General features: G+C 38.6%; 22 protein-coding genes and 1 other annotated feature. Of the genes, 4 read left to right on the forward strand and 18 right to left on the reverse strand.

Annotated elements, in window-relative coordinates; genetic code table 11:
* Positions 1–5: 5 nt before the first annotated feature.
* The 7 genes from LCP48_RS16245 to LCP48_RS16275 all read right to left on the reverse strand — a co-directional run bounded on the left by LCP48_RS16245 (position 6) and on the right by LCP48_RS16275 (position 8,578).
* Positions 6–1,412 (reverse strand): YfcC family protein, encoded by a 1,407-nt coding sequence (locus LCP48_RS16245; protein WP_225340383.1) that lies wholly within the window; start codon positions 1,410–1,412, stop codon positions 6–8.
* Positions 1,413–2,041: 629 nt separating this feature from the next.
* Positions 2,042–2,257: a DUF2642 domain-containing protein gene (locus LCP48_RS16250; RefSeq protein WP_004226745.1), complete on the reverse strand. Its 216-nt coding sequence runs from the start codon at positions 2,255–2,257 to the stop codon at positions 2,042–2,044.
* Between the two features lie 71 nt (positions 2,258–2,328).
* Positions 2,329–2,769: a D-aminoacyl-tRNA deacylase gene (gene dtd, locus LCP48_RS16255; RefSeq protein ID WP_004226741.1), complete on the reverse strand. Its 441-nt coding sequence runs from the start codon at positions 2,767–2,769 to the stop codon at positions 2,329–2,331.
* A 32-nt stretch (positions 2,770–2,801) separates the two neighbouring features.
* Positions 2,802–4,997 (reverse strand): RelA/SpoT family protein, encoded by a 2,196-nt coding sequence (locus tag LCP48_RS16260; protein WP_004226739.1) that lies wholly within the window; start codon positions 4,995–4,997, stop codon positions 2,802–2,804.
* A gap of 205 nt (positions 4,998–5,202) precedes the next feature.
* Positions 5,203–6,117 (reverse strand): pseudouridine-5'-phosphate glycosidase, encoded by a 915-nt coding sequence (locus LCP48_RS16265; RefSeq protein WP_216485522.1) that lies wholly within the window; start codon positions 6,115–6,117, stop codon positions 5,203–5,205.
* 4 nt (positions 6,118–6,121) lie between these two features.
* Positions 6,122–7,213, reverse strand: a complete 1,092-nt coding sequence (locus LCP48_RS16270) for a carbohydrate kinase (RefSeq protein WP_009373750.1) — start codon at positions 7,211–7,213, stop codon at positions 6,122–6,124.
* Between the two features lie 114 nt (positions 7,214–7,327).
* A complete protein-coding gene (locus tag LCP48_RS16275) occupies positions 7,328–8,578 on the reverse strand; it encodes an MFS transporter (RefSeq protein WP_004226733.1) in 1,251 nt (416 codons plus the stop codon).
* 184 nt (positions 8,579–8,762) lie between these two features.
* On the opposite strand from LCP48_RS16275, the gene LCP48_RS16280 reads away from it, so the two are divergent.
* Positions 8,763–9,221 (forward strand): MarR family winged helix-turn-helix transcriptional regulator, encoded by a 459-nt coding sequence (locus LCP48_RS16280; protein WP_009373748.1) that lies wholly within the window; start codon positions 8,763–8,765, stop codon positions 9,219–9,221.
* 39 nt (positions 9,222–9,260) lie between these two features.
* On the opposite strand, the gene LCP48_RS16285 is transcribed toward LCP48_RS16280, so the two are convergent.
* From LCP48_RS16285 to LCP48_RS16320, 8 genes are all read right to left on the reverse strand, one after another.
* Positions 9,261–9,773, reverse strand: coding sequence for an adenine phosphoribosyltransferase (locus LCP48_RS16285; protein ID WP_004226730.1), 513 nt, complete (start codon positions 9,771–9,773; stop codon positions 9,261–9,263).
* A gap of 23 nt (positions 9,774–9,796) precedes the next feature.
* Complete coding sequence (gene recJ, locus LCP48_RS16290) at positions 9,797–12,127, reverse strand: single-stranded-DNA-specific exonuclease RecJ (RefSeq protein WP_009373746.1); 2,331 nt, start codon at positions 12,125–12,127, stop codon at positions 9,797–9,799.
* Between the two features lie 141 nt (positions 12,128–12,268).
* Positions 12,269–13,060 carry a tryptophan synthase subunit alpha gene (gene trpA / locus LCP48_RS16295; protein ID WP_225340384.1) on the reverse strand — a complete coding sequence of 264 codons (792 nt, stop codon included), beginning with the start codon at positions 13,058–13,060 and terminating at the stop codon, positions 12,269–12,271.
* Positions 13,057–14,268 carry a tryptophan synthase subunit beta gene (gene trpB / locus LCP48_RS16300; protein ID WP_004226717.1) on the reverse strand — a complete coding sequence of 404 codons (1,212 nt, stop codon included), beginning with the start codon at positions 14,266–14,268 and terminating at the stop codon, positions 13,057–13,059. Before trpB ends, trpA begins: the two co-directional genes overlap by 4 nt.
* The gene (locus LCP48_RS16305; RefSeq protein WP_004226715.1) at positions 14,268–14,882 is read right to left on the reverse strand and encodes a phosphoribosylanthranilate isomerase; all 615 of its coding nucleotides are present in this window, start codon (positions 14,880–14,882) and stop codon (positions 14,268–14,270) included. The genes trpB and LCP48_RS16305 overlap by 1 nt, the downstream gene beginning before the upstream one ends.
* Positions 14,879–15,670 carry an indole-3-glycerol phosphate synthase TrpC gene (trpC, locus tag LCP48_RS16310; RefSeq protein WP_004226713.1) on the reverse strand — a complete coding sequence of 264 codons (792 nt, stop codon included), beginning with the start codon at positions 15,668–15,670 and terminating at the stop codon, positions 14,879–14,881. Before trpC ends, LCP48_RS16305 begins: the two co-directional genes overlap by 4 nt.
* Positions 15,670–16,698 carry an anthranilate phosphoribosyltransferase gene (gene trpD / locus LCP48_RS16315; protein ID WP_004226710.1) on the reverse strand — a complete coding sequence of 343 codons (1,029 nt, stop codon included), beginning with the start codon at positions 16,696–16,698 and terminating at the stop codon, positions 15,670–15,672. Before trpD ends, trpC begins: the two co-directional genes overlap by 1 nt.
* Entirely contained in the window at positions 16,698–18,026 is a 1,329-nt protein-coding gene (locus LCP48_RS16320) for a glutamine amidotransferase (RefSeq protein WP_009373658.1), read from the reverse strand. The genes trpD and LCP48_RS16320 overlap by 1 nt, the downstream gene beginning before the upstream one ends.
* A 99-nt stretch (positions 18,027–18,125) precedes the next feature.
* Positions 18,126–18,362: a binding site (T-box leader), on the reverse strand.
* Between the two features lie 320 nt (positions 18,363–18,682).
* On the opposite strand from LCP48_RS16320, the gene LCP48_RS16325 reads away from it, so the two are divergent.
* The gene (locus LCP48_RS16325; protein ID WP_004226707.1) at positions 18,683–20,371 is read left to right on the forward strand and encodes a methyl-accepting chemotaxis protein; all 1,689 of its coding nucleotides are present in this window, start codon (positions 18,683–18,685) and stop codon (positions 20,369–20,371) included.
* 103 nt (positions 20,372–20,474) lie between these two features.
* Here LCP48_RS16325 and secDF read toward each other — a convergent pair whose 3' ends face one another.
* Together secDF and LCP48_RS16335 are read right to left on the reverse strand one after the other, a co-directional pair.
* Complete coding sequence (secDF, locus tag LCP48_RS16330; RefSeq protein WP_216485525.1) at positions 20,475–22,742, reverse strand: protein translocase subunit SecDF; 2,268 nt, start codon at positions 22,740–22,742, stop codon at positions 20,475–20,477.
* A 345-nt stretch (positions 22,743–23,087) separates the two neighbouring features.
* Complete coding sequence (locus LCP48_RS16335; RefSeq protein ID WP_004226703.1) at positions 23,088–23,396, reverse strand: post-transcriptional regulator; 309 nt, start codon at positions 23,394–23,396, stop codon at positions 23,088–23,090.
* A 93-nt stretch (positions 23,397–23,489) separates the two neighbouring features.
* Between LCP48_RS16335 and LCP48_RS16340 the strand changes: the two genes are divergently transcribed.
* The gene (locus LCP48_RS16340; RefSeq protein ID WP_004226701.1) at positions 23,490–25,007 is read left to right on the forward strand and encodes a putative polysaccharide biosynthesis protein; all 1,518 of its coding nucleotides are present in this window, start codon (positions 23,490–23,492) and stop codon (positions 25,005–25,007) included.
* On the opposite strand, the gene LCP48_RS16345 is transcribed toward LCP48_RS16340, so the two are convergent.
* Positions 25,004–25,639 (reverse strand): DUF421 domain-containing protein, encoded by a 636-nt coding sequence (locus LCP48_RS16345; protein ID WP_004226699.1) that lies wholly within the window; start codon positions 25,637–25,639, stop codon positions 25,004–25,006. The two genes, LCP48_RS16340 and LCP48_RS16345, sit on opposite strands and share 4 nt — an antisense overlap.
* Positions 25,640–25,777: 138 nt before the next feature.
* Between LCP48_RS16345 and LCP48_RS16350 the strand changes: the two genes are divergently transcribed.
* Positions 25,778–26,629, forward strand: a complete 852-nt coding sequence (locus LCP48_RS16350; RefSeq protein ID WP_004226697.1) for a polysaccharide deacetylase family protein — start codon at positions 25,778–25,780, stop codon at positions 26,627–26,629.
* Positions 26,630–26,697 lie beyond the last annotated feature (68 nt).

Consider the following 26,697-nt stretch of genomic DNA (forward strand, 5'->3'; position numbering starts at 1 on the left):
CATATTTAAGATATTCCTAAGGCTACCGCAGCAATTAGCGCCAGACAGGCGATCAATGCCCACCCAAGAATCATCTTCCAGATAAACTTAATCCACTTTTCATATGGGATACCTGCAACAGCTAAATACGCCATTAATGCAGACGAAGTAGGAATAATAGAATTCGTTAAGGAATCCCCATATTGGAAGGCTAAAACAGCCACTTGTCGCTCTAATCCTAATAAATCAGTGATTGGAATCATAATCGGCATTGTTGCAGCTGCCTGTCCACTACCAGATGAAATAAATAAATTCAAAAGAGCTTGTATAAATAACATGCCGATTGCACTGATAGCATGTGGCAAATGTCCAATTGTTTCTGATGCTGCATAAACGATTGTATCAATAATTTTCCCCTGCTCTAAAACAACCGTAATAGCACGGGCAAAACCTACAATTAAAGCACCAAATGTTACAGCCTTGGCTCCCTCAATAAAGGAATCAAAGATAGTAGCAGGTTTTAAACCACCAATTAATCCTGCAACTAACCCCATAATTAAAAAGGATGCAGTTAGCTGCGTTAAGAACCAGCCCCAGTTAAAGACACCATAAATATTAAAGCCAATCCCACAAGCCATGACAATAAATACGAATTTATGCTTGCCTGTTAATGCAGGGATGTCAATCGCAGAAACATTAGATTTAGCTTTTTGCTCAATATCGTAAATAACACTTGCTTGAGGATTCTTTTTCACCTTAAAAGCATAGCGAGAGACATAGAAAATAGCAAAACCTAATACAAAAACATAGACTACAGCACGGAAGCCAATCCCTGAGAATAATGGTACGTCCGCTAATGATTGCGCTACACCTACCGTAAAGGGATTAAGCATTCCTCCAAAAAATCCACTAGCGGCACCAAGTGTAATCATAGCTGTTCCTGTTACAGCATCAAAGCCCATCGCGCGTGCAATGGCCACACCAATTGGTACAAAAATAATAGTCTCTTCCGCCATCCCCATTGTAAAACCACCAACAGAGAATAAAATCATCGATAAAGGAATCAGTAGTTTTTCTCTGCCCTCTAAAGCTTTTACTCCTTTATAAACACCAGCCTCAATAGCACCTGTAGAACGAATAATACCAAATACACCACTGACTAAAAAAATGTAAAAAATAATTTGAGCCCCTTTTTCGAGACCCATTGGAACCGCTGTAAACATTTCAAAAAAAGAAACTGGTTCACTCTCAATATGATGATAGCTTCCATCTACAACGAGCATTCGCCCTTCTTCATCCTCTACACGTTCAAACTCACCCGCTGGTATGATATAGCTTGCAATACCTGCTAAAAAAATAATAGCAAAAATAATCGTATATGTATGAGGTACTTTCAACCAGCTTTTCTTCTTTATCCCCTGTTCATTTTCCATTAAATCACGCTCCTTTTTCTGATTAGACATTAGCAGTATATTGTCGCTATTTGTCGCTAATTGAAAATAAATATACATGAGTTTAAATTTATTGTAAAGTATTAATTTTCTATTATTTCTGAAAGCACACGCTACCTTTCCTAATTAAACCTCTTATTCCTCTCCTATAAACACGGACACATACTTAAATAATAATGGGCATTTCCAACGTTATTTTTTGTTTTCCAAAATAATAATTTCATCTTATATGACAAATTGTTTTTTATTAAGGCGGGAGCAATATGCGGCGGTGTTAGAAATGATAAAGTTGTATGGATTGTCCTTAGATGCTTTTTATTCATGAACTTCATAAAGCACTCCCATTATTAGTGGGATAAACCTAAGATGAAAGACATCAAAGTTTGTAAGTAGAATGGAAAATCACAGTGGTTAGCTATCCATGAGGAATCAAATGGACTTACTTACATATCATTTATATTTTATTAAAAAAATAATATTCAAAGAGTAGCAACTGTTTTAATAGTTTTTATCTCTTCGAAATAAATTTGCTATTCAGGTATTTTTATTTGCCCTAAACAAATAAAAAAGAACCTTCTATCATTTATTATGATTTGAAGGTTCATACTTTCTCATTTTTTTGTAGTTTCCAATGTAACCCATACAATTTCCTCCATCCGAATGAAGAAAGGCGTACGATTTATCTCAAGAACCATATGGTCAGGTAGTATGGATAATAAAATACCTTGTTGAATATTTTTTTCTGTTTGCACAACTACCGCCTGGCCAATCATCATGTTAAGAGTTTCGTATAAATATGGATTTGTTATACTTCTCGTCTGCGTCATGTTTAAGACACTCCTTCCTATAAAACTAACCATACTCTTTAGTATATGAAGGAATTATAGGAAATGTTCCATTATTTTGACTCTAGAAGAATTGTGACTGGACCATCATTAATTAGTGCTACATCCATCATGGCACCAAAAATACCTGTTTCCACATGTAGGCCATGCTGGCGTAAAGCTTGATTAAAAGCCTCCCACAGTGGCTCAGCTACTTCTGGTCTAGCTGCATTGATAAAACTTGGACGATTCCCTTTTTTTGCATCCCCATACAATGTAAATTGTGAGACGGATAAAATAGCGCCCCCATGCTCTAAGATCGAATGATTCATTTTTCCATCTGTATCTTCCCAGAGTCGTAAATTGGCTACTTTTTTTGCTAAATAGGCAACATCCTCTTGTGTGTCTTCATGTGTGATTCCCACTAAAAGAACATAGCCATGATCAATTGCTCCTGTAACAGTTCCGTCAACTGTTACAGAGGCAGCTTTACTGCGCTGTAATACTACTTTCATGTACTAAACCCCAATTCTATATTGCCTATCCATTAGTTAATGACACGTTGCACCGAATAAATATCAGGTGTTTGTTTAATTCGCTCAACTACTTTATGCAAATGTGAAATATTTGAAATAGAAATAGTTAAATGAATTGTTGCCATTTTATCACGGTCAGCACGACCACTTACTGCTAAAATATTCGTTTTCGTTTCACTAACAATTTGCATGATTTCATTTAAAATGCCAGGTCTATCAAAAGCTGAAACTTCAATATCAACAGGGTATTCCTTTTTCTCAGGAATGACACCATGCTCCCATTCCACTTCAATTAAGCGCTCCTGCTCATCCTCAATTTGAATATTTGGACAGTCCTCACGATGGACAGAAACACCTCTACCCTTCGTAATAAAACCTACAATATCATCACCAGGAACGGGCGTACAGCAGCGAGAAAGTCGAATGAGCATATTATCAATACCCTTTACAATAACACCCGATTCCGTACGTTTTTGTGGAATTGGATTTTTCATTTTTTGTTCAATTTTCTCTAGTGCTTCTTCCTGCTCACGTTCTTTACGACGTTTTTCAGCTAAACGATTTACGACCTGTTGCGCAGTAATACCATTCACACCAACTGCAGCATACAGATCTTCTTCATTTGTATAGTTAAATTTGTCGCATACCCGTTTTAGGTTTTCGGAGGACATCGTTTCCTTTAAATCGAAATCCTGAGCACGGATTTCTTTTTCAATCATTTCTTTACCTTTGACAATATTCTCTTCACGCAGGTGTCGTTTAAAGAATTGCTTTATCTTATTCTTCGCCTGCGAGGATTGAGCTATTTTTAGCCAATCGCGACTCGGACCAAAGGATTGTTTAGAAGTTAAAATTTCAATGATATCGCCTGTTTTTAATGGTGTATCAAGCGGTACCATCTTCCCATTGATTTTCGCTCCAATCGTACGATTTCCCACTTCGGAATGAACACGGTAGGCAAAATCAATAGGAACAGAACCTGCTGGCAATTCAATGACATCGCCTTCAGGTGTAAAGACATAAACCATATCAGAAAATAAATCAAATTTTAAGGATTCCATAAATTCTTCTGCGTTGGAAGATTCATTTTGGAACTCTAAAATTTCACGGAACCACGTTAATTTTTGGTCGACATTCTGCTTTTGATGATCTACGTTTTTGCCTTCTTTATATGCCCAGTGCGCCGCAATCCCGTACTCTGCAATTTTGTGCATTTCCTTTGTACGAATCTGTACCTCCAACGGATCACCATAAGGTCCAATAACAGTCGTGTGTAGAGACTGGTACAGGTTTTGTTTTGGCATAGCAATATAGTCTTTAAAGCGTCCTGGCATTGGTTTCCAAAGTGTATGCACAATCCCTAATACGGCATAGCAATCTTTAATACTATCGACAAGAACACGAATGGCTAATAAATCATAAATTTCATTAAACTGTTTCTTTTGTAACACCATTTTTCGATAGATACTGTAAATATGTTTTGGTCGACCATAGATATCTGCGTCAATTTCAACCTCGTTCAGTTGTGATTTCATCTCAGCCATCACATTTTCTAAATAAGCTTCACGTTCATCACGTTTTTTCTTCATCAGACTGACAATACGATAATATTGTTGTGGGTTTAAATAGCGCAGTGCTGTATCTTCAAGCTCCCATTTTACAGTCGAAATTCCAAGACGATGAGCAAGTGGTGCAAAAATCTCGAGCGTCTCTTTTGAAATGCGTCGTTGTTTTTCAGCAGGTAAATGCTTTAACGTACGCATATTATGAAGACGGTCTGCTAGCTTAATGAGGATGACACGAATATCTTGCGCCATAGCCACAAACATTTTCCGATGATTTTCTGCCTGCTGCGCCTCTTTTGATAAATATTTAATTTTCCCTAGCTTGGTAACACCATCAACAAGCACGGCCACCTCTTCGCCAAATTCACGTACCAAATCATCCCGTGTAAAATCCGTATCTTCGACAACATCATGTAAAAAACCTGCCGCTACAGTTTCTGGGTCCATTTGTAATTCAGCTAGAATACCTGCTACTTGTACTGGGTGAATAATATACGGTTCACCTGAGCTACGGAATTGCTCAATATGGGCATCCCTTGCTAATTCATATGCTTTTTTCACGAATGCGACATTTTCATCATTCATGTAGGATTTGACTAACTCAAAAACGTCCTCAGGAGTCAAAATTTGCTCTTTCGCCATAACATGTCCACCTTGCTCGTCAAATTTTTCAGATTAGATATAAACTTAATTGTATAAAATATAGTGGTCTATTGTAAAGAGACTGTATCATTTAGTTTAGTTAATCTCGTGAACAGTTCGAAAAATGGAAAAAATATTCTTCTTTTTAATAAAAAAGACCCTCTGCGACTTCACGTCACAAAGAGTCCTTGTTTCGACAAATTGATTAATGTAATTGATTGTAAGCTACAGCAATTTTCGCGCCGACTACTGCATTGTTTTTCACTAATGCAATGTTAGCATCAAGACTTTTACCTTCTGTTAATTCTTTAACTTTGCCAAGTAAGAATGGTGTAACGTTTTTACCTTGAATGCCATTCTCTTCTGCTTCAACTAAAGCTTTTTCAATAATGTTTGTAATAAATGCATGCTCTAATGCTTCCGCCTCAGGAATTGGATTTGCGATGACAGCGCCACCTTTTAAGCCTAATTGCCATTTCGCAGATAGCATTGCTGCAATTTCTTCTGGCGTATCTAATTGGAAGTTTACATCAAATCCACTTTGACGTGTGTAGAATGCAGGTAATTCATTCGTACCATAACCAACCACTGGCACACCTTTTGTTTCAAGATATTCTAATGTAAGACCGATGTCTAAAATAGATTTTGCACCCGCACAGATAACGGCAACATTTGTTTGTGCTAATTCTTCTAAATCAGCAGAGACATCCATTGTTGTTTCCGCACCACGGTGTACACCACCAATACCACCTGTAACAAAGATTTCAATACCTGCAAGCTCTGCACAGATCATTGTCGCTGCAACTGTTGTAGCACCTAATTTTTTCGTTGCTAGTAAGTAGCCTAAGTCACGACGTGAAGCTTTTGCAACACCTTGAGCATTACCGAACATTTCTAGTTCTTCATCTGATAGACCTATTTTAATTTTTCCATCAATTAATGCAATTGTTGCTGGGACTGCACCATTATCGCGAATAATTTGCTCAACTTCACGCGCAGTTTGCACGTTTTGTGGGTATGGCATACCGTGTGAAATAATTGTTGATTCTAACGCAACGATTGGTAGACCTTTTGCTTGTCCTGCTTTTACTTCTTCTGATAATACGATGAATTCTTTCATGTTGTTATTCCTCCATTTCATTTTTCAATAAATCTACTGATAATTCAGGTCTTACTGTATAAGGAGATGCCAATGTATTTTTTGCATTGGTTAATCCAGCATCAATACATGTCTCAAAAGATTGTCCAGTCAGCCAACTGTGAATAACAGCGCTAACAAAGGCATCTCCTGCTCCTGTCACATCTTCAATTTTGTCAATCACTTTAGCGGCAACATGACAAGGGGCAATCGTTGTAGATGCTGCATAAACGCCCTTGCTACCAGCCGTGATAATGACATGCTCCGCACCTAATTGTAGGAGCTGTTGTAAAGCTTTTTCATAATGGGTAGCGTTTTCAATTTTATGTCCAACAATCGTTTCCGCTTCATCTGTGTTACAAATAAACCAAGTTACGCCTTGTAATGTTTCAGGTAGTCGATTCATTTTTGGCGAAGATACTGGCACAATGACAAGTGGAATATCACGAGCAAGGGCTACTTGCTGGATATACGCCACTGTTTCTTTTGGACAGTTTAAATCCAAAATAAAACAGCCCGCGTTTACAAGCATTGTTTCATGTTTTTTCAACAAGCTCGGTAACAGAAGGTCGTAAACTTCCATATTTGCTACAGCTAGTGCTAGCTCACCCTGTTCATCCATGATGGCAGTATAAGAACCTGTGGAAGCCTCTGCAAGCTGCTCTACATAACGTAGATTCATAAAGGATTCCGAAGCCTCTTGGATCACTTGCCAATCAGCATCCTTACCTGCCGTTGTCAGTAGCGTCACTTGGTGGTTTAATCTGCCTAAGTTTTCAGCAATATTTCGACCAACGCCACCTACACTAAAGGAAGAACTGGCAGGGTTAGATGTTCCAAATTGAACATTGCCCTTGACATGGAATTTTCGGTCTAAATTAGCTCCACCGATGCAAATAATTTCATTTTCTTCGGGTAATATATAAGCACGACCTACAATTTTTCCTTGCTTCGTTAAACTAGACACTAAATTAGCAAGCACAGGACGCGACAGATTCATTGCATCTGCCATTTCTTGCTGAGACATAAACGGATTCTGGCGAATTAAAGCAAGCACCGCCTGTTCTCTTTCATTCATAGCATCACCTTTTATTATATTTGTTTATATTATAAACTTTTGTTTGTGTTATGTCAAAAGATTCTTTATTAAAAAAGTTGAACCTCATCTTACGAAGGTTCAACTTATATTTGTTTATGCTTGCTGAGGTGTTTGTTTTTTAACAATGATAACGAATAAGCTGGCCATTGCACAAAACATTCCTGCAAGGAAAAAAGCCCATGTATAAGAATTAAAAAATTTATAAATTAACCCGCCACCATACGCAGCAACCGCTGCTCCTGCTTGATGTGAAGCAAATATCCAGCCGTAGATAATACTGCTTTTTTGCGTACCAAAAATTTGTCGTGTCATACTGATGGTTGGCGGCACTGTAGCAATCCAATCTAGTCCGTAAAAAATCGTGAAAATCGTTAATAAAACAAATGATCCTTGTGCGAGTGCATAAGGGAGCAATAATAGAGATGCGCCTCTTAACAGGTAATACCAAAACAATAACCACCGATTATCGAAGCGATCAGATAACCAGCCAGACGCAGTTGTACCTAATAAATTAAAAATGCCCATAAAAGAAAGAAATGATGCGGCAGTGACTAAAGGAACGCCAAAGCTAATACAATAAGAAACAAAATGAGTACCAATTAATCCGCTTGTCGATAGCCCACAAATAAAAAAGCTACCTGCTAAGAGCCAAAATGCTTTAACCTTAATCGCCTCAAGTAAACCTTTAAAAGCCATCGCTATTGGATTCTTCTTTTGCTGTATTGGTTGTTCCTCTATAGCCTCCTCTTGTCCATAAGGAGTTAACCCCATATCCTGAGGTCTATTTTTTATAAAAAGCGCAATCATGAAAAACATTATGATACTAAGGAGTAGCATTAATGTGATAGCCCATCGCCAAGAATAGTGTTCAATAATGATAGCTAGAACTGGTAATAAAATTAACTGACCCGTGGCTGTACTTGCCGTTAAAATACCAACCGCTAATCCTCTGCGTTTTACAAACCAATGATTCGCCACATATGGGCTAAGGACGGTTAAAAAGAGACTTGCTCCAAGACCAATAATGCCCCCCCAAATAATGATTAGCTGCCAGGATTCACTCATCAAAAATGTTAAAGTCATTCCGAATACTAAAGTTGCCATAGCACCTAGCATCATTTTCTTTAGGCCTATGACTTCAAGCAACGCAGCCATAAATGGTCCAGATATGCCATATAAAAACAAACTTACAGCAAAAGCTAAAGCAATGGTTGAACGATCCCAGTGAAATTCTTTTTCAAGAGGATCGATAAACACGCCAGATGATGACATTGTAATTCCTGCGACAATTATCGAGAAAAATGTGACGATTAAAATAAACCAACTATAATGAACACGCTTCACCTCAACACCTTCTTTTCTTTGATAGACTATAAAACATGTATATACATGTTTTAGTCTGCTTATTTCATTTATATGTATATACATGTATAATCATAGTAATCGTTCATAAAGCTGTCAAGAAGGAAATTCTAGTTATTGGGTGTATACTTATAATGAGTAGAATCCCCTTAAAGGAGTACTGTCGATGAAGAATCAACTTAAAAATATTGATTATACACAAATTTGTGTTTGTGCAAACCTTAGAAAAAAAACAAGGGTTGTCACACAATTATATGATAAGCTGCTACAGCCTACAGGTTTAAAAGTTACACAATATTCAATGCTTGCACATATCGACCTTCAACAAGCTGTCTCAATCAGCCGTTTAGGTGAAATTTTACAACTGGATCAAACCACTATAACACGTAATATTAATCTATTAAAGCAACATGGCTATGTTGAGTTAAAGCGAGATACCAATGATGCTCGTACCAAAAAAATAACGCTCACTGAAAAAGGTTTAGAAAAGCTGCATGAAGCAGCACCTATTTGGCAAGGCATTCAAGATAGAATTATCGAGGATATTGGAACCGAAAAATACGCAGATTTCTACGATACCTTGCGAACAATGCAAAAAATTATTCAAGCCTATGACGAAGTATAAAAAAAGCGCCCACAGTATAGGGCGCTTTTTGCCATGCTCTTAATATTGAATAAGTGTTTTAATATTTAAATCGCCAAGCTTTTCGCGACCATTTAATTCTAGAAGTTCAATCAGGAATGCACAGCCTACTACCTGACCACCTAATTGTTCTACTAAACGAACCGTTGCTTCAACTGTACCACCAGTCGCTAGTAAATCATCACAGATTAAAACTTTTTGACCAGGCTTAATTGCATCATGATGCATTGTTAACGTATCTTTACCATATTCAAGACCGTAGTCTGCACTAATTACCTCACGTGGTAATTTACCAGGTTTACGAACAGGGGCAAAGCCGATTTCAAGTGCATAGGCAACTGGACAACCGATAATAAAACCACGTGCCTCAGGGCCAACAATAATTTCAGCGCCCACTTCTTTTGCATATTCTACGATTTGGTCTGTTGCATATTTGTATGCAGGACCATTATCCATAATTGTTGTAATATCTCTGAAGGTAATGCCCTCTTTCGGCCAATTTTCAACCGTTGTAACGTATTGCTTTAAATCCATGTTATTGCTCCTCCTACGAAACGTTATTCGTCCGCTGATGTTAAACGTTCATCAAACCATTGTTTTAATTCTATATAAGGAGCATAGACAAGCTTTTGCTCCATTTCAATCTGTTCTGAACGTTGTTTGTAAGACGGTGCCTCTGTTAGTGCTTGTTTTGGAGCATTCACGTTGACAGTCGTCAGTCCACTCTCCATTTTAACAAAATCAAGCTCAAAAAACACCTGTGTCATAAATTTTAGTGTATCTAATGGCCACCCCGTATGCTTCGCTAAATCTGCGATATGCATATCAAGCGGAAAGGCTGGTCGATTTTTCAAAAACTTATAATACCAAGCAAATTGCTCACGAGTAGGTAGACCACTGAAGTATTGCGAGTCAGGCATATAAAAATGAGCATAAATACGTGAAGGGGCTGTCTTCTGTAAAACGTCCTCTAGCTTTTGAACATTGTGTGGCAAGTCTAAGAGCACGATGTAATCACTTTGTTCAATATTTGAAAGGGCTGGGTCAACCAGTGTAATAGGTTCACCGATTAATGATTGATAATAGGTCATCGTTTCTGGACGAAAGGCGATAAACCGGGCCACGTCCTTCGGTACCGTATTCAGCCATCGAGCTGTTTGACGGATACCACGAATATCAAATAACTGCCATTCTGTAGTTTGGACATCCTCGATCATAAATTGGGCTTTTTTACGTCCCTGCCATTCGTTAATTTGCAAATCGCCTATAAAGGAAACTTTGATGCCATACGTTAATTCATCATGTAAATGCCCTTTGTTAAAACCAACACTATCCAATTTATCATAGCCGTTTGTTATTTCCATTTTAATATGATTCTCGCCCGCTCCAATTTTACGCATGGAGGCGATTTCTACATTCTCCAGCACATACACAGGCTTAGGGAAATCTGTGCCAAATGGTCCTAGTGTTGAAATTTCCTCAATCGCATCCGCTGAAATTTCGTCTATGCTGAGCGGTATATCAATATGCACTACAGGTGTTAATTGCTCCTCTGTTAAACAGGCTCTTGCCTGAGCATCTAAGCGAGTACGTAGTTCATCCACATGCTCTAATGATAAGGTCATACCTGCAGCCATAGGATGTCCACCAAAATGCGGTAAAATATCTCGATTTTTAGCTAGTTCATTATATAGATGAAAACCTTCAATACTTCGAGCAGAACCTTTTGCTATGCCCTTTTCGGGATCGAGTGACAGCACAATCGTTGGGCGGTAATACAGTTCAACGAGACGTGAGGCTACAATTCCTACAACACCTGCGTTCCAGCCCTCGCCAGCAACAACAAGAACTAAGGAATGGCCGATTTTTTCATCTGCTTCAATCAGTGCGATGGCTTCATCTGTAATACTTTTCACAATATCTTTGCGCTCGGTATTGCAGGCATTTAGCTTTTTTGCCAATGCGGTTGCTTTAGCATTATCCTCCGCCATTAATAATTCGACACCAGGAGCTGCTTCACCTAGACGACCAACAGCATTCAATCGTGGACCAAAATAAAAGCCAATCGTTTCTTCTGTAATTTTCATCTGCTCTGTACTGGCTATGTCACACATCGCTTGTACCCATGGACTAAGGGAACGACGCATTTCTTGTATGCCCCTCTTCACGAGATAGCGATTTTCATCCACCAACGGAACCAAATCTGCTACAGTGCCAATCGCCACAAATTCTATTAGATGGCTTGGTAGTTCACCATAAAGAGCATGTGCCAGCTTAAAGGCTACCCCTACTCCTGCTAGCTCGCCAAATGGATATTGCCCTTCTGGTATTCGGGGATGAAGAATAATATCTGCTGGTGGTAGCTCCTCACCTGGCTCATGGTGATCTGTCACAATGACATCCATACCAAGCTCCTTTGCTACTCGAATAGGCTCAATACCAGATATACCATTATCCACTGTAATGATTAACTGTACACCCTCTTCATAGGCCTCCCGAAATAGGGCTTCATGCGGACCATAGCCATGGATAAAACGATTCGGAATTTTAAAGGAGACGTCTGCTCCAAGATCTAGTAAAACATGTAACATAACGGTTGTGCTTGTCACACCATCCGCATCATAATCACCATACACTAAAATTTTCTCACCATTTTCTAGTGCTTGTTCAATTCGTGCTACCGCTTCAGCCATACCATGCATAAGAAATGGGTCATGGATATTTGCCTCAGTCATATTTAATAAGCTTTCTGCCTCAGCCGTTGTTTCGCAGCCTCGTGCTGCTAAAATTTTTGCTGCAATCGCAGAAAGTTGTAAGTCATTTTGTAATGCTTGTACAAGTGTTGCGTCAGGACGCTCCACCTGCCATCTTTTTTTCGATAGAATCATCTGCTCACTTCCTTACGAAAGCTATTATACCGAATTTCTATAGGTTGCGCACTATCCGTTAGATTGATAGTTTTATCCATCGATTTTTAATTTCTATTCGTCACTTTTCCATTTCTTTCATCATCAAAAAAGCCTACTCTTCTAAAGAGTAGACTTTTCTAACACACCTTTCGAGGCGGCTACTAATGCTTCCACCGTTGCCAAATCTCCTTGATGCAATGCCGTCACAATGGCACTACCGACAATTACACCATCTCCCAAAGCCCCCATCTTTTTCACTTGCTCTGGTGTTGAAATACCAAAGCCTGCAAGCACAGGGATTGGACTTGCTTGACGTAAGCTTGCAAAATGCTGTTCTAAATTATTGGCAAAACGCGATCTTGCTCCTGTGATCCCATTAACGGTCACTGCATAAACAAAGCCCTGACTAGCTGCTGCGATGCGTGCTATACGCTCTGGAGGGCTTGTTAATGAGATAAGCTGTACCACATCAATGCCATATGGATTTAATGCATCACGTAACAACTCACTCTCTTCCAACGGGACATCTGGTACAATTAATCCCTTAACTCCCCCAGCTACACAGGCTTGCGCAAAAGGCTTTAAGCCATATGCTAATACTGGATTGAAATAAGTCATGACTACGAGAGGCACTGTTATTTCATCTCTAAATGACGCGAGTGTTTGCAACACGTTTCTTAATGTCACACCAGCTTTGAGTGCACGTTCTCCTGCTCGTTCGATTGTTGGACCATCAGCAACAGGATCTGTAAAAGGAATCCCTACTTCAATAGCTGTTACCTCTAATTGCTGCAGTTTTAAAATAGTTGGCTTAATGGTCTCTAGCCCTCCGTCACCTGCCATAATATAAGGTATAAAAGCTTTATGACCTTCAGCTTTTGCCTGTTCGATCGCTTGCTGTAAAGTTGTCATTTAACATCCCCTCCTAGTGCAGCTCGAACTGTGTGAACATCTTTATCTCCTCGACCAGATAAGCACACAACAATGATCTGATCTTTTGCCATGGTCTTTGCAAGTTTTGCCGTATAAGCAATGGCATGAGAACTTTCAAGTGCAGGCAGTATCCCTTCCGTTCGGCTTAATAATTGTAGTGCCTCCAGTGCTTCAGCATCTGTGATGGAGTCAAATTGAGCTCGACCAATATCATGTAAATAACAATGCTCTGGTCCTTTCCCTGGATAATCTAACCCAGCTGAAATAGAATGTGCTTCTTGGACAAAGCCGTTTTCGTCCTGTAATAAATACATGTAGGCGCCATGTAATACCCCTAATTGTCCACCTGCGATGGCCGCAGCATGCTTCCCAGTTTCAAGACCACTTCCTGCTGCTTCAACACCGTATAAGGCAACTGATTCATCATCAACGAATGGGTGAAACATACCGATTGCATTACTGCCACCTCCAATACAGGCAACAACTGCATCAGGTAAACGCCCCTCTTTTTGCACGATTTGCCTTCTTGTTTCTACTCCAATGACACGCTGAAAGTCCCGAACAATTTTGGGGAATGGGTGAGGACCTAAGGCAGAGCCTAAAATATAGTGGGTATCCTCAACATTTGTCACCCAGTAACGTAGGGCAGCGTTCACAGCATCCTTTAATGTTTTAGAACCACTTTCCACCGATTGAACCTTTGTGCCAAGCAACTCCATACGAAAGACATTTAACTGCTGACGTTTTATATCTTCTGCTCCCATAAAAACAACACATTCTAGATTTAATAATGCACATGCAGTAGCTGTTGCCACACCATGCTGACCAGCACCTGTTTCAGCAACGATTTTCTTTTTACCCATGCGTTTGGCTAGAAGTGCTTGCCCAATCGCATTATTAATTTTATGTGCACCTGTATGGTTTAAATCTTCACGCTTTAAATAAATCTTTGCTCCATCTAGCGCCTTCGTTAAATTTTCTGCGTAATAGAGCGGTGTTTCGCGGCCAACATAGTCTTCTAAATAATAGGACAGCTCCTCTGTAAAGGCAGGGTCTAGTAATGCTTGCTCATAAGCCGCTTCTAATTCAAGCAAGGCTGTCATTAATGTTTCTGGCACAAACCGACCACCAAATTGTCCAAAACGCCCTTCTTTTGTCGGTACACTATTTGCTATTGATATTCCCATCATTTGCTCCCCCTCTTTACTGCCTGTAAAAAAGCTTGTATTTTGGTAGAATCCTTGCTTCCATCTGTTTCTACACCACTTGAAACATCCACCATAAAAGGCTCTACATCCGTAATGGCCGCTTCAATATTGTCTACATTGAGACCACCCGCTAATAGTAATTTTTCTTTGGGAATCCCTACTTGCTCAAGGAGTGTCCAATCAAAAGTGTGACCACTCCCACCTTTAAACTCTGTACCAGGCGCGTCAAATAAATAATAATCTACTTGATAATTAGCTGCCGCTTGAACATCCTCTTTATCTCGTATTGATAATGCCTTTATGGCGGGATAACCTTGCTCCTGAATAAATGCTGGCGATTCCTCTCCATGATATTGCACATAATCTAAGGGTACTTGCTCTACGGCTTCTTTTAATTCAGCTGGCGTTGGATTAACAAAGACACCTATTTTTAAAACGCCTTGTGGTACATGCTTTGCTAACTGTTGGGCTTGCTCAATGGATACACGGCGTTTACTCGGTGCAAAAACAAACCCTATAGCATCTGCACCAGCATGAACAGCTGTTTTGACATGTTCTTGCTCCTGTAGACCACAAATTTTGACCTTTGTCATACCGATGCCTCCTCTTTACTTACTTGCAAATCTCGTAGTGCTTGCCCCGCATCTCCACTCCTCATCAAAGCTTCACCTACCAGGACACCACTAGCCCCCATCGAGGCTACTAGCTTCGCATCGTCCTGCGTCCATATACCGCTCTCACTAATTAATACTCGATTCTCATCAAATGGAAACACATTAGCAATTTCTCTGGTACGCTCTAGGCTTACTTCAAAGGTACGTAAATCACGATTATTAACGCCAATTAACTTTGCATTTACAGCAAGAGCGCGTTCAAGCTCCTCACAATCGTGTACCTCCACTAAAACTTCTAGGCCTAAGCCCGTGGCATAGCTATATAAATCACGTAATGCATCATCAGTTAAGGCTGCCACAATTAATAAAATAATAGATGCACCTGCTGCCTTGGCAAATCGAATCTGCACTCGATCAATCATAAAATCCTTACAAAGAAGTGGCGTATCTACAGCACCAGCAACTGCTGCTAAATCTTCAAAGGAGCCTTTAAAAAATTCCTTGTCTGTTAAGACCGAAATAGCTGCTGCTCCTGCTAGTGCATAGACTTTTGCTTGAGCAACTGGATCTGCTCCACCAGCTATTAACCCTTTGGAAGGGGAAGCACGCTTCATTTCTGCGATGACTTGCAGTGTTTGAGCTTGACACAATGATTCAAATAACGAGCGACGTGGCGTTTCTGTAAAGTTTGCTAAAGGATCTGGCTGCTCTAATAAAGCACCTACCTCAATCTTTTTTTGCAGTAATATTTTATTGAGTATATTCATTACCCTACCTCCACTTCTTTAATTTGCATGCTATATGTTACAACCGCCTCTAATTTCTGTTGTGCTCTCCCGCTAAAAATACTTTCCTTTGCCATAGCTACACCCTCTTTGATGGTTTCCGCTTGACCATAGCCAAATAAGCCGATGCCAGCATTTAATACTACTGTATCTAAATAAGGACTCCGTTCCCCAGCCAATATTTTTTGCATAATCACCGCATTTTCATCTGCAGTGCCACCACGGATGGCCTCTAAAGGGGCCATTTGAAGACCGACATCTTCTGCGGTTAGGGAAAAGGGAATTAGATCTCCTTTATCTACTAAAACCAATGTATTTTGACCTGCTAATGAAGCCTCGTCTAAGCCTTGTGGCCCTGAGACGACAATGGCCCGCTCACGTCCAAGCATTTGTAAGACTGAGGCATATTCCATGACAAAATTCGGTCGATTAATGCCTGTAAATTGTGTGGATAATGGGACCGGATTTGTTAAAGGACCAACAAGATTAAAGATTGTCGGTTTTCCTAATGAACGGCGAACTTCACCAATTCTCTTTAATTTCGGATGAACATTCGGTGCATAAATAAAAGCGATTCCCTCTCTCTCTAGCAAATGGGCTGTTTGAGGGATGGAAATAGCTGTATGAATACCTAGTGCCTCTAGCACATCTGAGCTACCAGAGGAGGAAGAGATTTTACGGTTCCCATGCTTGGCAATTTTGACACCCGCTCCAGCTAACACGAAAGCAGAAGCTGTACTGATATTAAAAGTATGAAGACCATCTCCACCTGTACCGCAATTATCCATATAGCTACCTTCTTTTACGACTATATCAAGAGCAAAAGATCGCATAATAGTTGCTAATGCAGCTACTTCATGTGCAGTTTCTCCCTTTGCAGCTAAAGCTGTTAAAAAGCTTGCTATTTCTTCCTTAGGAGTATCATCTTGAAATAACCATTGCGCTGCCTGTAACATTTCTTCATACATGAGATGTGTTCCCTGCAGTACTTTCCTTTGTAATTGTTCCATTAGTTTTGCCCCCCATTGTTCACCAGTAACTGTAAAAATGTCTGTTCTTCCTCTTGCACTTGATGTAAAACGTTTTGCACATTTGTATATTTGGTAACAGTTATTGTTGCTTGCAAATGCATGGTATCCTGTTTAACTACAATCGATTGACCTGCTAAGGCAAAATCCAAATGACCATTAAATCCAATAAAGCCGAGAGCACCAAAATAACCAGCTGCATGCGGAAGCTCCGTTGCTGAAAGTGGGGATATGGTTGCTGCTAAAACATCCAGGGCATGAAGCATTGGTAAAAGCTTTCCTTCCACCCTAGTCGTCATGTGCAGTGCCTTTTTGGACCGCTGAATACGCATAGCCTCCATGACCTGAACAGAATCTCGAAAACAAACCGACTGTAATTCTTGCTGAATAGCCCTAACAAGAAGTGCATGTGATTGCCTAATGCTTTCATGGTTGTATAATTTGCGTTCATTTTCTCGTTCTTCATTTTTTGTTTCCCCTCGCGGATATGTTCCTTCTGTAGGAGTCGCAATAACGCTTTCACCTTTTACTCGGATTAGACTTTCAGGAGAAGTACCTAACACAACATGATCCTCAAACTCTATATAATACATATAGGCTGCAGGCTTTTTTTTACGTAGCTGTCGATACAAAGCCAACGTATCACCTTGAAAGTTGGCTACATTGCGGTTCGGCAAAACGACCCTTGTTATGTTATCTTGTAAATTGGCTTGCATTGTCTGTAAAACCGTTGCAAATGATTCATTTGTTGTAGTATCAAGCGGTTGATAACGATAAGATGCTTCGTCACTGATATGCCCGTTTACTATTTGTTGAGCCAAATCTTCCAAATCAGGTTCTTGCTTTTCTGCATCTATAGTTGTATGAATCAATGTCACTTCATCTGTTTGATGATCGAATACAATAATCGTTTCATAAACATGAAAATGAGCATCAGGCAGTTCTATTTTTTTATCTACGAACATCGTTGTACCGCCAAAGCCTATATATCCAACGGCACCACCTGAAAATGGAAATTGTGTCGTATGGGAAATACGTGGCATGAGGCGTTTCAGAAGGACAAAAAGTTCCCCTTGATGCACATATGTTTTTCCTGTTTTATAGGAAACCTCTTGGATTTCTTGGCCCACACCTTTATATGTTTTTCGTGGATTAGCCCCAATAAAGGAAAACCTTCCAGCTCCTTCGTGTTGGGCAGAACTTTCCAATAAAAATTTATGTTTTCCCTGTAAACGCCTAAAAATCAAAATAGGTGTTAAAGAATCGCCATTGATCGTTTTCATTTTTGTTCTTGAACTCGTTGTTTGCATAGCTATTTTGCTCCTTTTTCAAAGATTCCTTTAGCTAATGTCTAGACGAATGCTGAATGAAAATAAAAAAGCCCTCTGCAAAAAGGATTATTCCTAATTGCAGAGGACGATTATGACCGCGTTGCCACCTCATATTAGAGCATATGCTCTCACTTTTGTGCTTTATGGGTATGGTAAACCACACCTTGAAAGCACCCCTATAACGTGGGGAATCACGTTCGCTTTTTTATAAGCGACTCTCATAAGTCCATTCACATAAGCTGTAAATCAGTTTACACCAGCCACTGACTCTCTTTATTACACACTTAGGCTACTACTCTTATTCAACAATTTCTCAGCTATTCTCATCTAAACTCAGCTCATCTGTTCTGCGGCTGACCTCGCTCCCGAGACCTTCTACCTTTACCGAACAAAAAGTTAGCCTTAATTTTATGCCAATCCAATACTATTGTCAATCAATTCTGACGAAAACAGTTAAAATTCCTATTTTATCAGCAGAATCAAAAGTAGGTATATTATCCTTCTATAAAAACTTATTGGAGAATAAGATTTCCTACGATTGAAAATCTCTTGACTATTGACCATGTAAATATATCAAGTTATAGTAATTTCAGAACATCAATTTTTTCCATATAATAAAAGAAAGTAGGAAGTTTATGTCCGTTCGAAAAAAATTAAATATAGGATTCATTTCCTTAACATGTTTACTTTTTATCTCAAGCATCGTATCATTTATTCAATTTAAAACAACACAGAATGATTTAGAAGAAGTATTGAAGCATCGGATGGTACAAATCCAATTAACAGATAAAATCCAACAACAACTTGCATCTCAAGGTTTATTTTTACGCTCCTATATTTTAAATAAGAAGGACGAAACAGCTAAGGCCAATTTAGAGCGCTATGAAAAGTTGTTACCTGAAACAGTTCATGAACTTTCTACTATTGTTCGATCAGATTATACAAAAAATATTATGCAGCAAATTACGGAATTGCAAAAAGAGTTACTATCAAATTCACAGAAAGCTTTACAAGCGTTTAATAGTGGCAACATGGATCTAGCACTCTCTATCATCAATAATGATGTTACAAAATACAATAAGGACATTTTTAAGTTAACAACTGAATTATTAGCTTATCACGATGAACAGCTTCAAAATGTTGACCAATCTGTTAATCAAACCGTTTCACGCGCTATTATCATTGCTATTAGCCTTCTCCTTGCAAGTATTATTATTGGTTTATATTTTATGCATATGGTCAAAGCCTCCATTGTCCTGCCCCTACGCAAGGTAATTGGAGCAGCAGATACATTAGCACAAGGTGATTTAACAATTGCGGAGCTTGACCATCAATCAAAAGATGAGATCGGTACACTTGCAAATGCAGTCAATACATTAAAACAAAATCTAGCTGGTTTAATGACTAACATTCAAGATAGCGCATCCCATTTATCGGCTGTTTCAGAAGAGCTTTCTGCTAGTACAGAGGAAGTAACCGCAACTTCTGATAATATTGCTCAACGAATTCAAGATAATGTAACACATATCACTTCTTCTGCTAGTGCCTCTCAGCAAAGTGCTGTGGCAATGGATGAAACTGCTTCAGGTGTCCAACGCATTGCGGAGGCGACTCAAAGTCTTCATCATAATGCAGAAAATCTGACTCAGCTTGCCCATACAGGTGGTGCAACGATTGCAACAGCAAAAGAACAGATGAATATGATCGCACTAGCAACTTCTGATATTGCAACATTAACGCAAAAACTAAGTAAGCAATCAGAAGAAATTGGACAAATTACAACAGTGATTACAGCAATCTCAGCACAAACAAATTTACTGGCACTAAATGCAGCTATTGAAGCAGCAAGAGCAGGAGAACATGGAAAAGGCTTTGCAGTCGTAGCGGATGAGGTACGAAAACTTGCTGAGGAATCGAATCAATCTGCTAGCCAAATCGTTGCTATTACAAAAGAAATTCTAACAGATACGCAAAATGTAGCAGCATCAGTAGACAATGGTTTAGCTTCTGTAAAGGACGGCGTAGCCAAAATTCATGAAGCTGGAGATGCTTTCTATTCCATCACCTCTGCTGTTGCTGCATTCACAGAGCAAATTGAAGAAATTTCTGCCACATCTGAAGAAATCTCTGCTAGTGCAGAGCAGGTTGCAGCTTCTGTTACGGAAATTGCCAATGTTTCTAACCAATCAGCAACGAATTCTCATATGATTGCAGAATCTGTTGACGAGCAAGTTGCGACCATGCAGCAAGTAAATACTGTCGCAGAAGAATTAAGTGAAAATGCACAACAGCTACAAGGCTTAATCCAGCAATTTAAACTGTAAATACTATATGAAAAATCTGCTGCTTTTTTAAAAGGCAGCATTTTTTTGCATGAAAAAAGCAGAGAATAGAAAACTATTCGTTTCCCATTCCCTGCTAACTATCTTATACAGTAGGTTCGTCTGTACCCCATTGTTTTTTCTCTTTTTTGTGTAGCTTTCCATCTGATTTTTTCATTTCACGAATTTTTAATGAATACCAGATTTGAGCTGCGATACAGATTGAAGAATACATACCTGTAATCAAACCAATCAATAACGCGATAGAGAAGTTTTGAATAGATGGTGCACCAAAAATTAATAGGGCTACAACAACGATAATTACAGTTAATACTGTATTAACCGAACGACCCATTGTTTGACGTAGCGATTTATTCACGATATTCGCCAATACTTCACGGTCATTAATGGTATCATAGCGATTTAAGTTTTCCCGCATACGGTCAAAAGTAACAATCGTATCATTGATGGAATACCCAACAATTGTTAATACAGCTGCAATGAACGTAATATCTACTTCTAAACGCATGAAGCTAAAGACGGCAACGATTAAGAATACATCATGCAATAATGAAACAATTGCACCAATACCCATGCGCCATTCAAAACGAATTGCCACATAAATGATGATCCCTATTGCTGCAAGAGATAAAGCCTTAATCGCATTTTTTACAAGTTCCTTACCAACTGTAGGCGATACGGTACTTACCGCTGGTTCATGACCATATTTTTCGCCAGCTTCTTTTTTAATTTCTATAATTTCTGCTTGTGTAAGGTCATCTTTATAGCGAATGACTGCTGTATTACTTTTCTCACCAGAGAGTATGATATCCTCTGAAGAAAAATCAATGCTATCTAGATATTTGGATACTTCTTCTTTTGTTAATGTTTGGTCAGATTCAATTTGGACACGCGTACCGCTTGAGAAATCAATACCTAGGTTCAGGCGGAAAATGCCAAGAACCACTAAACCAGCCACTAAAATGGCTAATGAGAACGTATAGAATTTCTTACGGTTATGCACAAAGTCAAATCGATCAAATTTCGTTGATAAATCTAATGTACCAATATTTTCATCTAGACTATGCTGTTTGGATTTTGCAATACCAAACCACGCTGGACTGTTGAAATAGCCACTGTTAACAAGTAGTCCTAATAGGACACGTGAGCCCCAAACTGCTGTTAAGAAGCTCAATAAAATACTAATAATTAATGTGGTAGCAAATCCTTTAACAGAGCTTGTTCCCCATTGGAACAATACTGCTGCAGCTAATAAAGTTGTCAACTGCGCATCAATAATGGCTGATAAAGATTGTTTAGACCCAATTTGGAAGGCTTGTTTAACGGAATAGCCTACTCGCAGCTCTTCACGAATACGTTCAGCCGCTAGAATATTGGCATCTACTGCCATTCCTATACCCAGGACAATGGCCGCAATACCTGGGAGTGTTAATACCGCATTAATCCAGTCAAAGACCACTAATACTAGGAAGGTGAACACAGCCAATGTAATAATAGAAATAAAGCCTGGTAAACGATAGTAGAATAGCATAAATAAGAAAATAACTACTACGCCGACAATACCAGCAAAAATCGTACTTTTCAGTGCTGCATCACCAAACTGAGCACCAACAGAAGTTGAATAAATTTCATCTAGTTTTACAGGCAATGCTCCTGCATTTAAAATATCTGCTAAATTTTTTGTTTCTTCAACAGAGAAATTACCACTAATCATAACATCTGTTGTATTTAATGTTTGACTAACAGTTGCTGCAGATGCATAGCGAGGCTTTGCCTTTTGTGATTCCGCTTTATAGGAATCGACACCCTCTTCAAAGTCTAACCATACAACCAGTAAATTTTGACCTGCGGGTTTTGCCGCAATTTTACTTGTTATATCAGCAAATTTTTTCGCATCTTTTAAAGTTAAGGATACAATCGGACGATTTTGTTGGTCAAAAGAGTCTTTAGCACCGTTAGCTTTCAAATCGTCTCCATCTAATAATAAATTATCATCAACATCACGGAATGTTAAATTCGCAGAAGTAGACAATAACTTACGTGCCGATTCCTGATCCTCAACACCAGCTAATTGCACGCGAATACGATTTTTGTCCTCAACCTGAATACTCGGTTCACTAACCCCCATCGTATTTACACGTTCACCAAGTGCAGTGGATGTTGCTGTGACAATTTCTGGTGTAATTTTTTGTCCTTCTTTTAATTCATTTACCTCGTAAAGCACTTCAAACCCGCCCTGTAAGTCAAGACCAAGCTTGATGTCCTTTAAGACGCCGTTTACAGTCGTACTAATACCTGCTGCCAATAGCACGATAATCAGTAGGAATGCAACTATACGACTTTTTAGTTTCATTAATAAATCCTCCTCGAATTGGTGTAAGGGCTGTCCTTACACGCCAAACAAGTAACTAGCATACCTTTTGAAACGTTTAATCCTCCTTTTCATCTAGAATCGTGTTACCTGTGCTTCAAAAAGGTTGCTTTACTTATTTCAATCGTTCATAACGCGCAAGTTTATCTTAGTATTATTAGGTACTAGCCTTCTAAATGTCAATAAAAGCAATGAAGACTTATGTAAGTAAGAACTTATTCAAAATAAAAAAAGCGCAACACACTTATTATGAAACAGGTTGCGCTTGGTGTCAATTCAACACGTATAGGATTCTTAGAATTATTGTAAAATTTGACACATCATTGATTACGTTCTGACTGGACCAAGCAGTAATTGTAACTCGTCTGTATTCACTTCTTCAAACCAATTATTACTTTGTAAAAACTCTACTTGATTAAATGAGACGATATCAGATGGTGATACCGAAAAAATGGTAGAAATAACTTCATGTAAACGTAGTTGCTCAACTTTCTTTTTACGCCATTTTTTTTCAATACAGTAGCGCCAGAGTTCTTCGGCTGTAATAGCATTATATTGATAATGCTGGAACTCTGCTATCTTACTATCAATTGCCGGACGAATCTTTTCAAATAGTTGCTCATATTGCATACTCATTTTGAATCATCTCCAATCAAAGTCGTAACGTAAGACATGCTTGCATACAAATAGTGTAAATGAATTTTTGCGGCTTGAGAAGGGACGGATGGCATGAGTTCTTTTGTACGAGGTACATTATTTTTAATGTTTGTGATTTTTTTATCTAAACTTTTTGGCTTCTTTTATAGAATGCAATTTATGCGGATTGCTGGTGAAGAGGCTGTCGGTATTTATATGACCGTCTATCCAGCGTTTATTTTCTTCATCTCACTCATTCAACTAGGACTACCTATCGCTGTTGCTAAAATAGTGGCTGAACTACTAGCAAAAAATAAACGTGAGAACATCTTTGGTGTCATGCGTACAGCCATTCTTTGGTCATTCATTGGCATGATCATTTTTATGCCACTCGTTGCACTAACAATACCATATATTTCAACAACTCTATTACATAATGAACAGACAACATTTACACTATGGATTGCACTCTTTGCTGTACCAGTATCAGTTGGATCTGGTTTATTACGTGCCTATTTACAAGGTGTTGCTAAGATAACACCGACAGCATGGGCACAAATGATCGAACAAATTGTACGTATTAGCTTTATTACTTTAATGCTACCCTATGTGGCTAATTACAATAATGCTGCTGTCACAGCTGCGGCGGCAATGGGCATTACACTGCTAGCCGAAGTTGTAGCATTCTTGTACTTATGGCTACACTATATCGTTTCCAAAAAGAAATTACTGACACGAAAAACTAAAATTGAAGGGTATCCTGCATCACCAATGTTGCGTATTGCCCTTCCCTCTGCAGGCAGTAAGCTTTTTGGTTCTTTCACTTGGTTTTTAGAGCCGATTATCTTTTTAAAAGCATTAACTGTGGCCGGTTTAACCGCCTCTGCTGCCACTATTTTATATGGTGTCATCTCCGGTGTTTTGGTGCCATTACTGTTATTTCCTGCGTTTGTATCAACAGCCTTATCGATTGTGCTGATTCCAGCTGTTAGTGATGCCGTCGCTCGTCAGCACATCCCGCTATTACAGGAACGAATTTCGGTGTCCCTAAGATTGTCTTCGCTAGTGGGTTGCTTTGCTGCTACGTATTTCTTTGTGCATGGAGATGAATTAGCTATGAAGCTTTTTCATTTAGAAGAAAATCGTGGGTACGTTAAAATTTTAGCACCTATTTTTTATTTTTATTATATTCAAAGTCCTCTACACTCCATCTTACAAGCAATTGGTGAGGCAAGAGCTGCCATGATGAATTCCATCTATGGTGGGCTAGGTAAACTATTTGTAATGTTTGTACTTGCCTCTCAACCAGGTATCCAGGAAAAAGGAGCCGTTGTAGCTATTGGCTTTGGGGTTTTACTAACGTCATTCTTGCATATTGCAACAGTTAGACAACGTAAAAACCTGCGCGCTGGCTTCAGAATGTTTGTTGTGCCTTATAGTTGTTTTATTGCTGTTTGCGTCGCCCAGTATTTCCTTATTCCGATACTATCCCTACCATTTATTTTAAGTAGTGGTGTCACATTATTTTTGCTATTCACCTTTTTATTATTTACCAATCAGTTGCGTATTACCGATTTCCGTTACATTAAAAAATTAGCGAAGAAAGTCTAGGATTCCTTTAATTGGATATGCAGCTTATTGTCTTCCCAAATACAAAAAAATACCGTTTCACTGTCAGTAATATTATTTTTTGCTAGCTCACCCATTAGCCATTCCACATCTTTATGCATAGTAAATAAATGTCTTTCTTGGATATCACCGTCGATAATCAATGGATACACAAAGGCTTTTTCATCTTTTTTATAGACAGAAAGATTGCCTGAAGGCTCTAAATACGCAAACGCTACATCTGTCACAGATGCAATTCCGTTTTCTCGTAATTGCTGACATAAATCATCTAAATTATAGCGGTGTTTTCTCATCTCACTCTCTAAAATAACACCGTCTTTTACTAATAAAGCAGGGTCACCATCCACTAGGTCACGTATTTTTTTGAACTTTAATGACAAAAAGGCACTTAATATTTGAATAAAGAGCAAAATAATGATAGGTAGTATCGCATTAAAGAGAGGATTTTTATAATCGTCTAGCGCAAAGGCTGCTACTTCTGCAATTAATACAAATACGACCAAATCGATGACTGATAATTCACCTACTTCTCGTTTACCCATTAAACGGAAAACGATGATGATAAACACATACAAAAAGCAAGTTCTAAAAATAATATGGTAATATTCTTCCATATAAACACCCCCATACTATCAAGGTGACCTTACTTATTGTTTTTTATACAGTTTTCAAGGAATAGTCCCTACTTGTTCGTACATACTAACATAGAGCTTAAATGCTTATCACAATAAACATGCAAACAAGGTGAGGACATGACAAAAAAAATAATTGTTTTCGTTTTTGTTTATATCCTTTTTCTTATTAGACCTCATCTTATTTACGGGTATCAAGAACAGGAAATACCTATTCTTATGTACCATCATTTAGAGGACAATATAAACAATACTACAGTTATTTCACCCAAGAACTTTGAAAATCAAATGAAATTGCTTAAAATGGAAGGCTATCAGGCCATTTCTGCTCAGCAATTATATGATTACTTAAACGACCAAGCGCCGTTACCTCAAAAGCCTGTGTTAATTACTTTTGACGATGGGTATTTTAGTAATTATGAAAAAGCTTACCCGATATTGAAAAAATATGGTATGCATGCAGAAATTTTTGTGATTGCAAGCAGAATCCTAGAGATGAATGGAAACAATCACTATCCAAATGAAACTGCAAAGATGAATTGGGATCAATTAATGGAAATGAAGGATTATATTACAATTCAGAGTCATACTTGGGACTTACATTATAAATTACCTTCAAAAAATGGTAAGCCTAATGGCGCAGTATATGGTCCTAGTATTGTGAATGGGCAACTAGAGAGTCAGGCTGAATATGAAGAAAGGGTAAGAAATGATTTTATTCATTCAAGAAAAATAATCAAAGAAAAGCTAGGATATGAACCCATTGCAATAAGCTATCCTTATGGGATTTATTCACCCTCCACCATCAAATTAGCCAAGGAAGCTGGCTTTAAGATGGCCTTTGTCATACAAAATAAACGTGTAAAAAAAGGCGATTCCCTATTTACATTAAGCAGAATAACGATAAATGGCAATGATACTGATGAGGCATTCATTCATAAATTAAAAACTGCAACTGCAAAAAACACTTAAACACAGCCATCCAATATTGTATAAAAAAGACTTACAATATAGCTATCGCCTATTGTAAGCCTTTTCTT

This window comes from Lysinibacillus capsici, assembly GCF_020217405.1.
Classification (GTDB): Bacteria; Bacillota; Bacilli; order Bacillales_A; family Planococcaceae; genus Lysinibacillus; species Lysinibacillus capsici.

Bases quoted from the DNA above. Each gene is read 5' to 3' on its own strand.
- LCP48_RS16245 (WP_225340383.1), bottom strand. From the start codon at position 1,412: ATGGAAAATGAACAGGGGATAAAGAAGAAAAGCTGGTTGAAAGTACCT.
- LCP48_RS16250 (WP_004226745.1), bottom strand. From the start codon at position 2,257: ATGACGCAGACGAGAAGTATAACAAATCCATATTTATACGAAACTCTT.
- dtd (WP_004226741.1), bottom strand. From the start codon at position 2,769: ATGAAAGTAGTATTACAGCGCAGTAAAGCTGCCTCTGTAACAGTTGAC.
- LCP48_RS16260 (WP_004226739.1), bottom strand. From the start codon at position 4,997: ATGGCGAAAGAGCAAATTTTGACTCCTGAGGACGTTTTTGAGTTAGTC.
- LCP48_RS16265 (WP_216485522.1), bottom strand. From the start codon at position 6,117: ATGAAAGAATTCATCGTATTATCAGAAGAAGTAAAAGCAGGACAAGCA.
- LCP48_RS16270 (WP_009373750.1), bottom strand. From the start codon at position 7,213: ATGAATGAAAGAGAACAGGCGGTGCTTGCTTTAATTCGCCAGAATCCG.
- LCP48_RS16280 (WP_009373748.1), top strand. From the start codon at position 8,763: ATGAAGAATCAACTTAAAAATATTGATTATACACAAATTTGTGTTTGT.
- LCP48_RS16285 (WP_004226730.1), bottom strand. From the start codon at position 9,773: ATGGATTTAAAGCAATACGTTACAACGGTTGAAAATTGGCCGAAAGAG.
- recJ (WP_009373746.1), bottom strand. From the start codon at position 12,127: ATGATTCTATCGAAAAAAAGATGGCAGGTGGAGCGTCCTGACGCAACA.
- trpA (WP_225340384.1), bottom strand. From the start codon at position 13,060: ATGACAACTTTACAGCAAGCGATCGAACAGGCAAAAGCTGAAGGTCAT.
- trpB (WP_004226717.1), bottom strand. From the start codon at position 14,268: ATGGGAATATCAATAGCAAATAGTGTACCGACAAAAGAAGGGCGTTTT.
- LCP48_RS16305 (WP_004226715.1), bottom strand. From the start codon at position 14,882: ATGACAAAGGTCAAAATTTGTGGTCTACAGGAGCAAGAACATGTCAAA.
- trpC (WP_004226713.1), bottom strand. From the start codon at position 15,670: ATGAATATACTCAATAAAATATTACTGCAAAAAAAGATTGAGGTAGGT.
- trpD (WP_004226710.1), bottom strand. From the start codon at position 16,698: ATGGAACAATTACAAAGGAAAGTACTGCAGGGAACACATCTCATGTAT.
- LCP48_RS16320 (WP_009373658.1), bottom strand. From the start codon at position 18,026: ATGCAAACAACGAGTTCAAGAACAAAAATGAAAACGATCAATGGCGAT.
- LCP48_RS16325 (WP_004226707.1), top strand. From the start codon at position 18,683: ATGTCCGTTCGAAAAAAATTAAATATAGGATTCATTTCCTTAACATGT.
- secDF (WP_216485525.1), bottom strand. From the start codon at position 22,742: ATGAAACTAAAAAGTCGTATAGTTGCATTCCTACTGATTATCGTGCTA.
- LCP48_RS16335 (WP_004226703.1), bottom strand. From the start codon at position 23,396: ATGAGTATGCAATATGAGCAACTATTTGAAAAGATTCGTCCGGCAATT.
- LCP48_RS16340 (WP_004226701.1), top strand. From the start codon at position 23,490: ATGAGTTCTTTTGTACGAGGTACATTATTTTTAATGTTTGTGATTTTT.
- LCP48_RS16345 (WP_004226699.1), bottom strand. From the start codon at position 25,639: ATGGAAGAATATTACCATATTATTTTTAGAACTTGCTTTTTGTATGTG.
- LCP48_RS16350 (WP_004226697.1), top strand. From the start codon at position 25,778: ATGACAAAAAAAATAATTGTTTTCGTTTTTGTTTATATCCTTTTTCTT.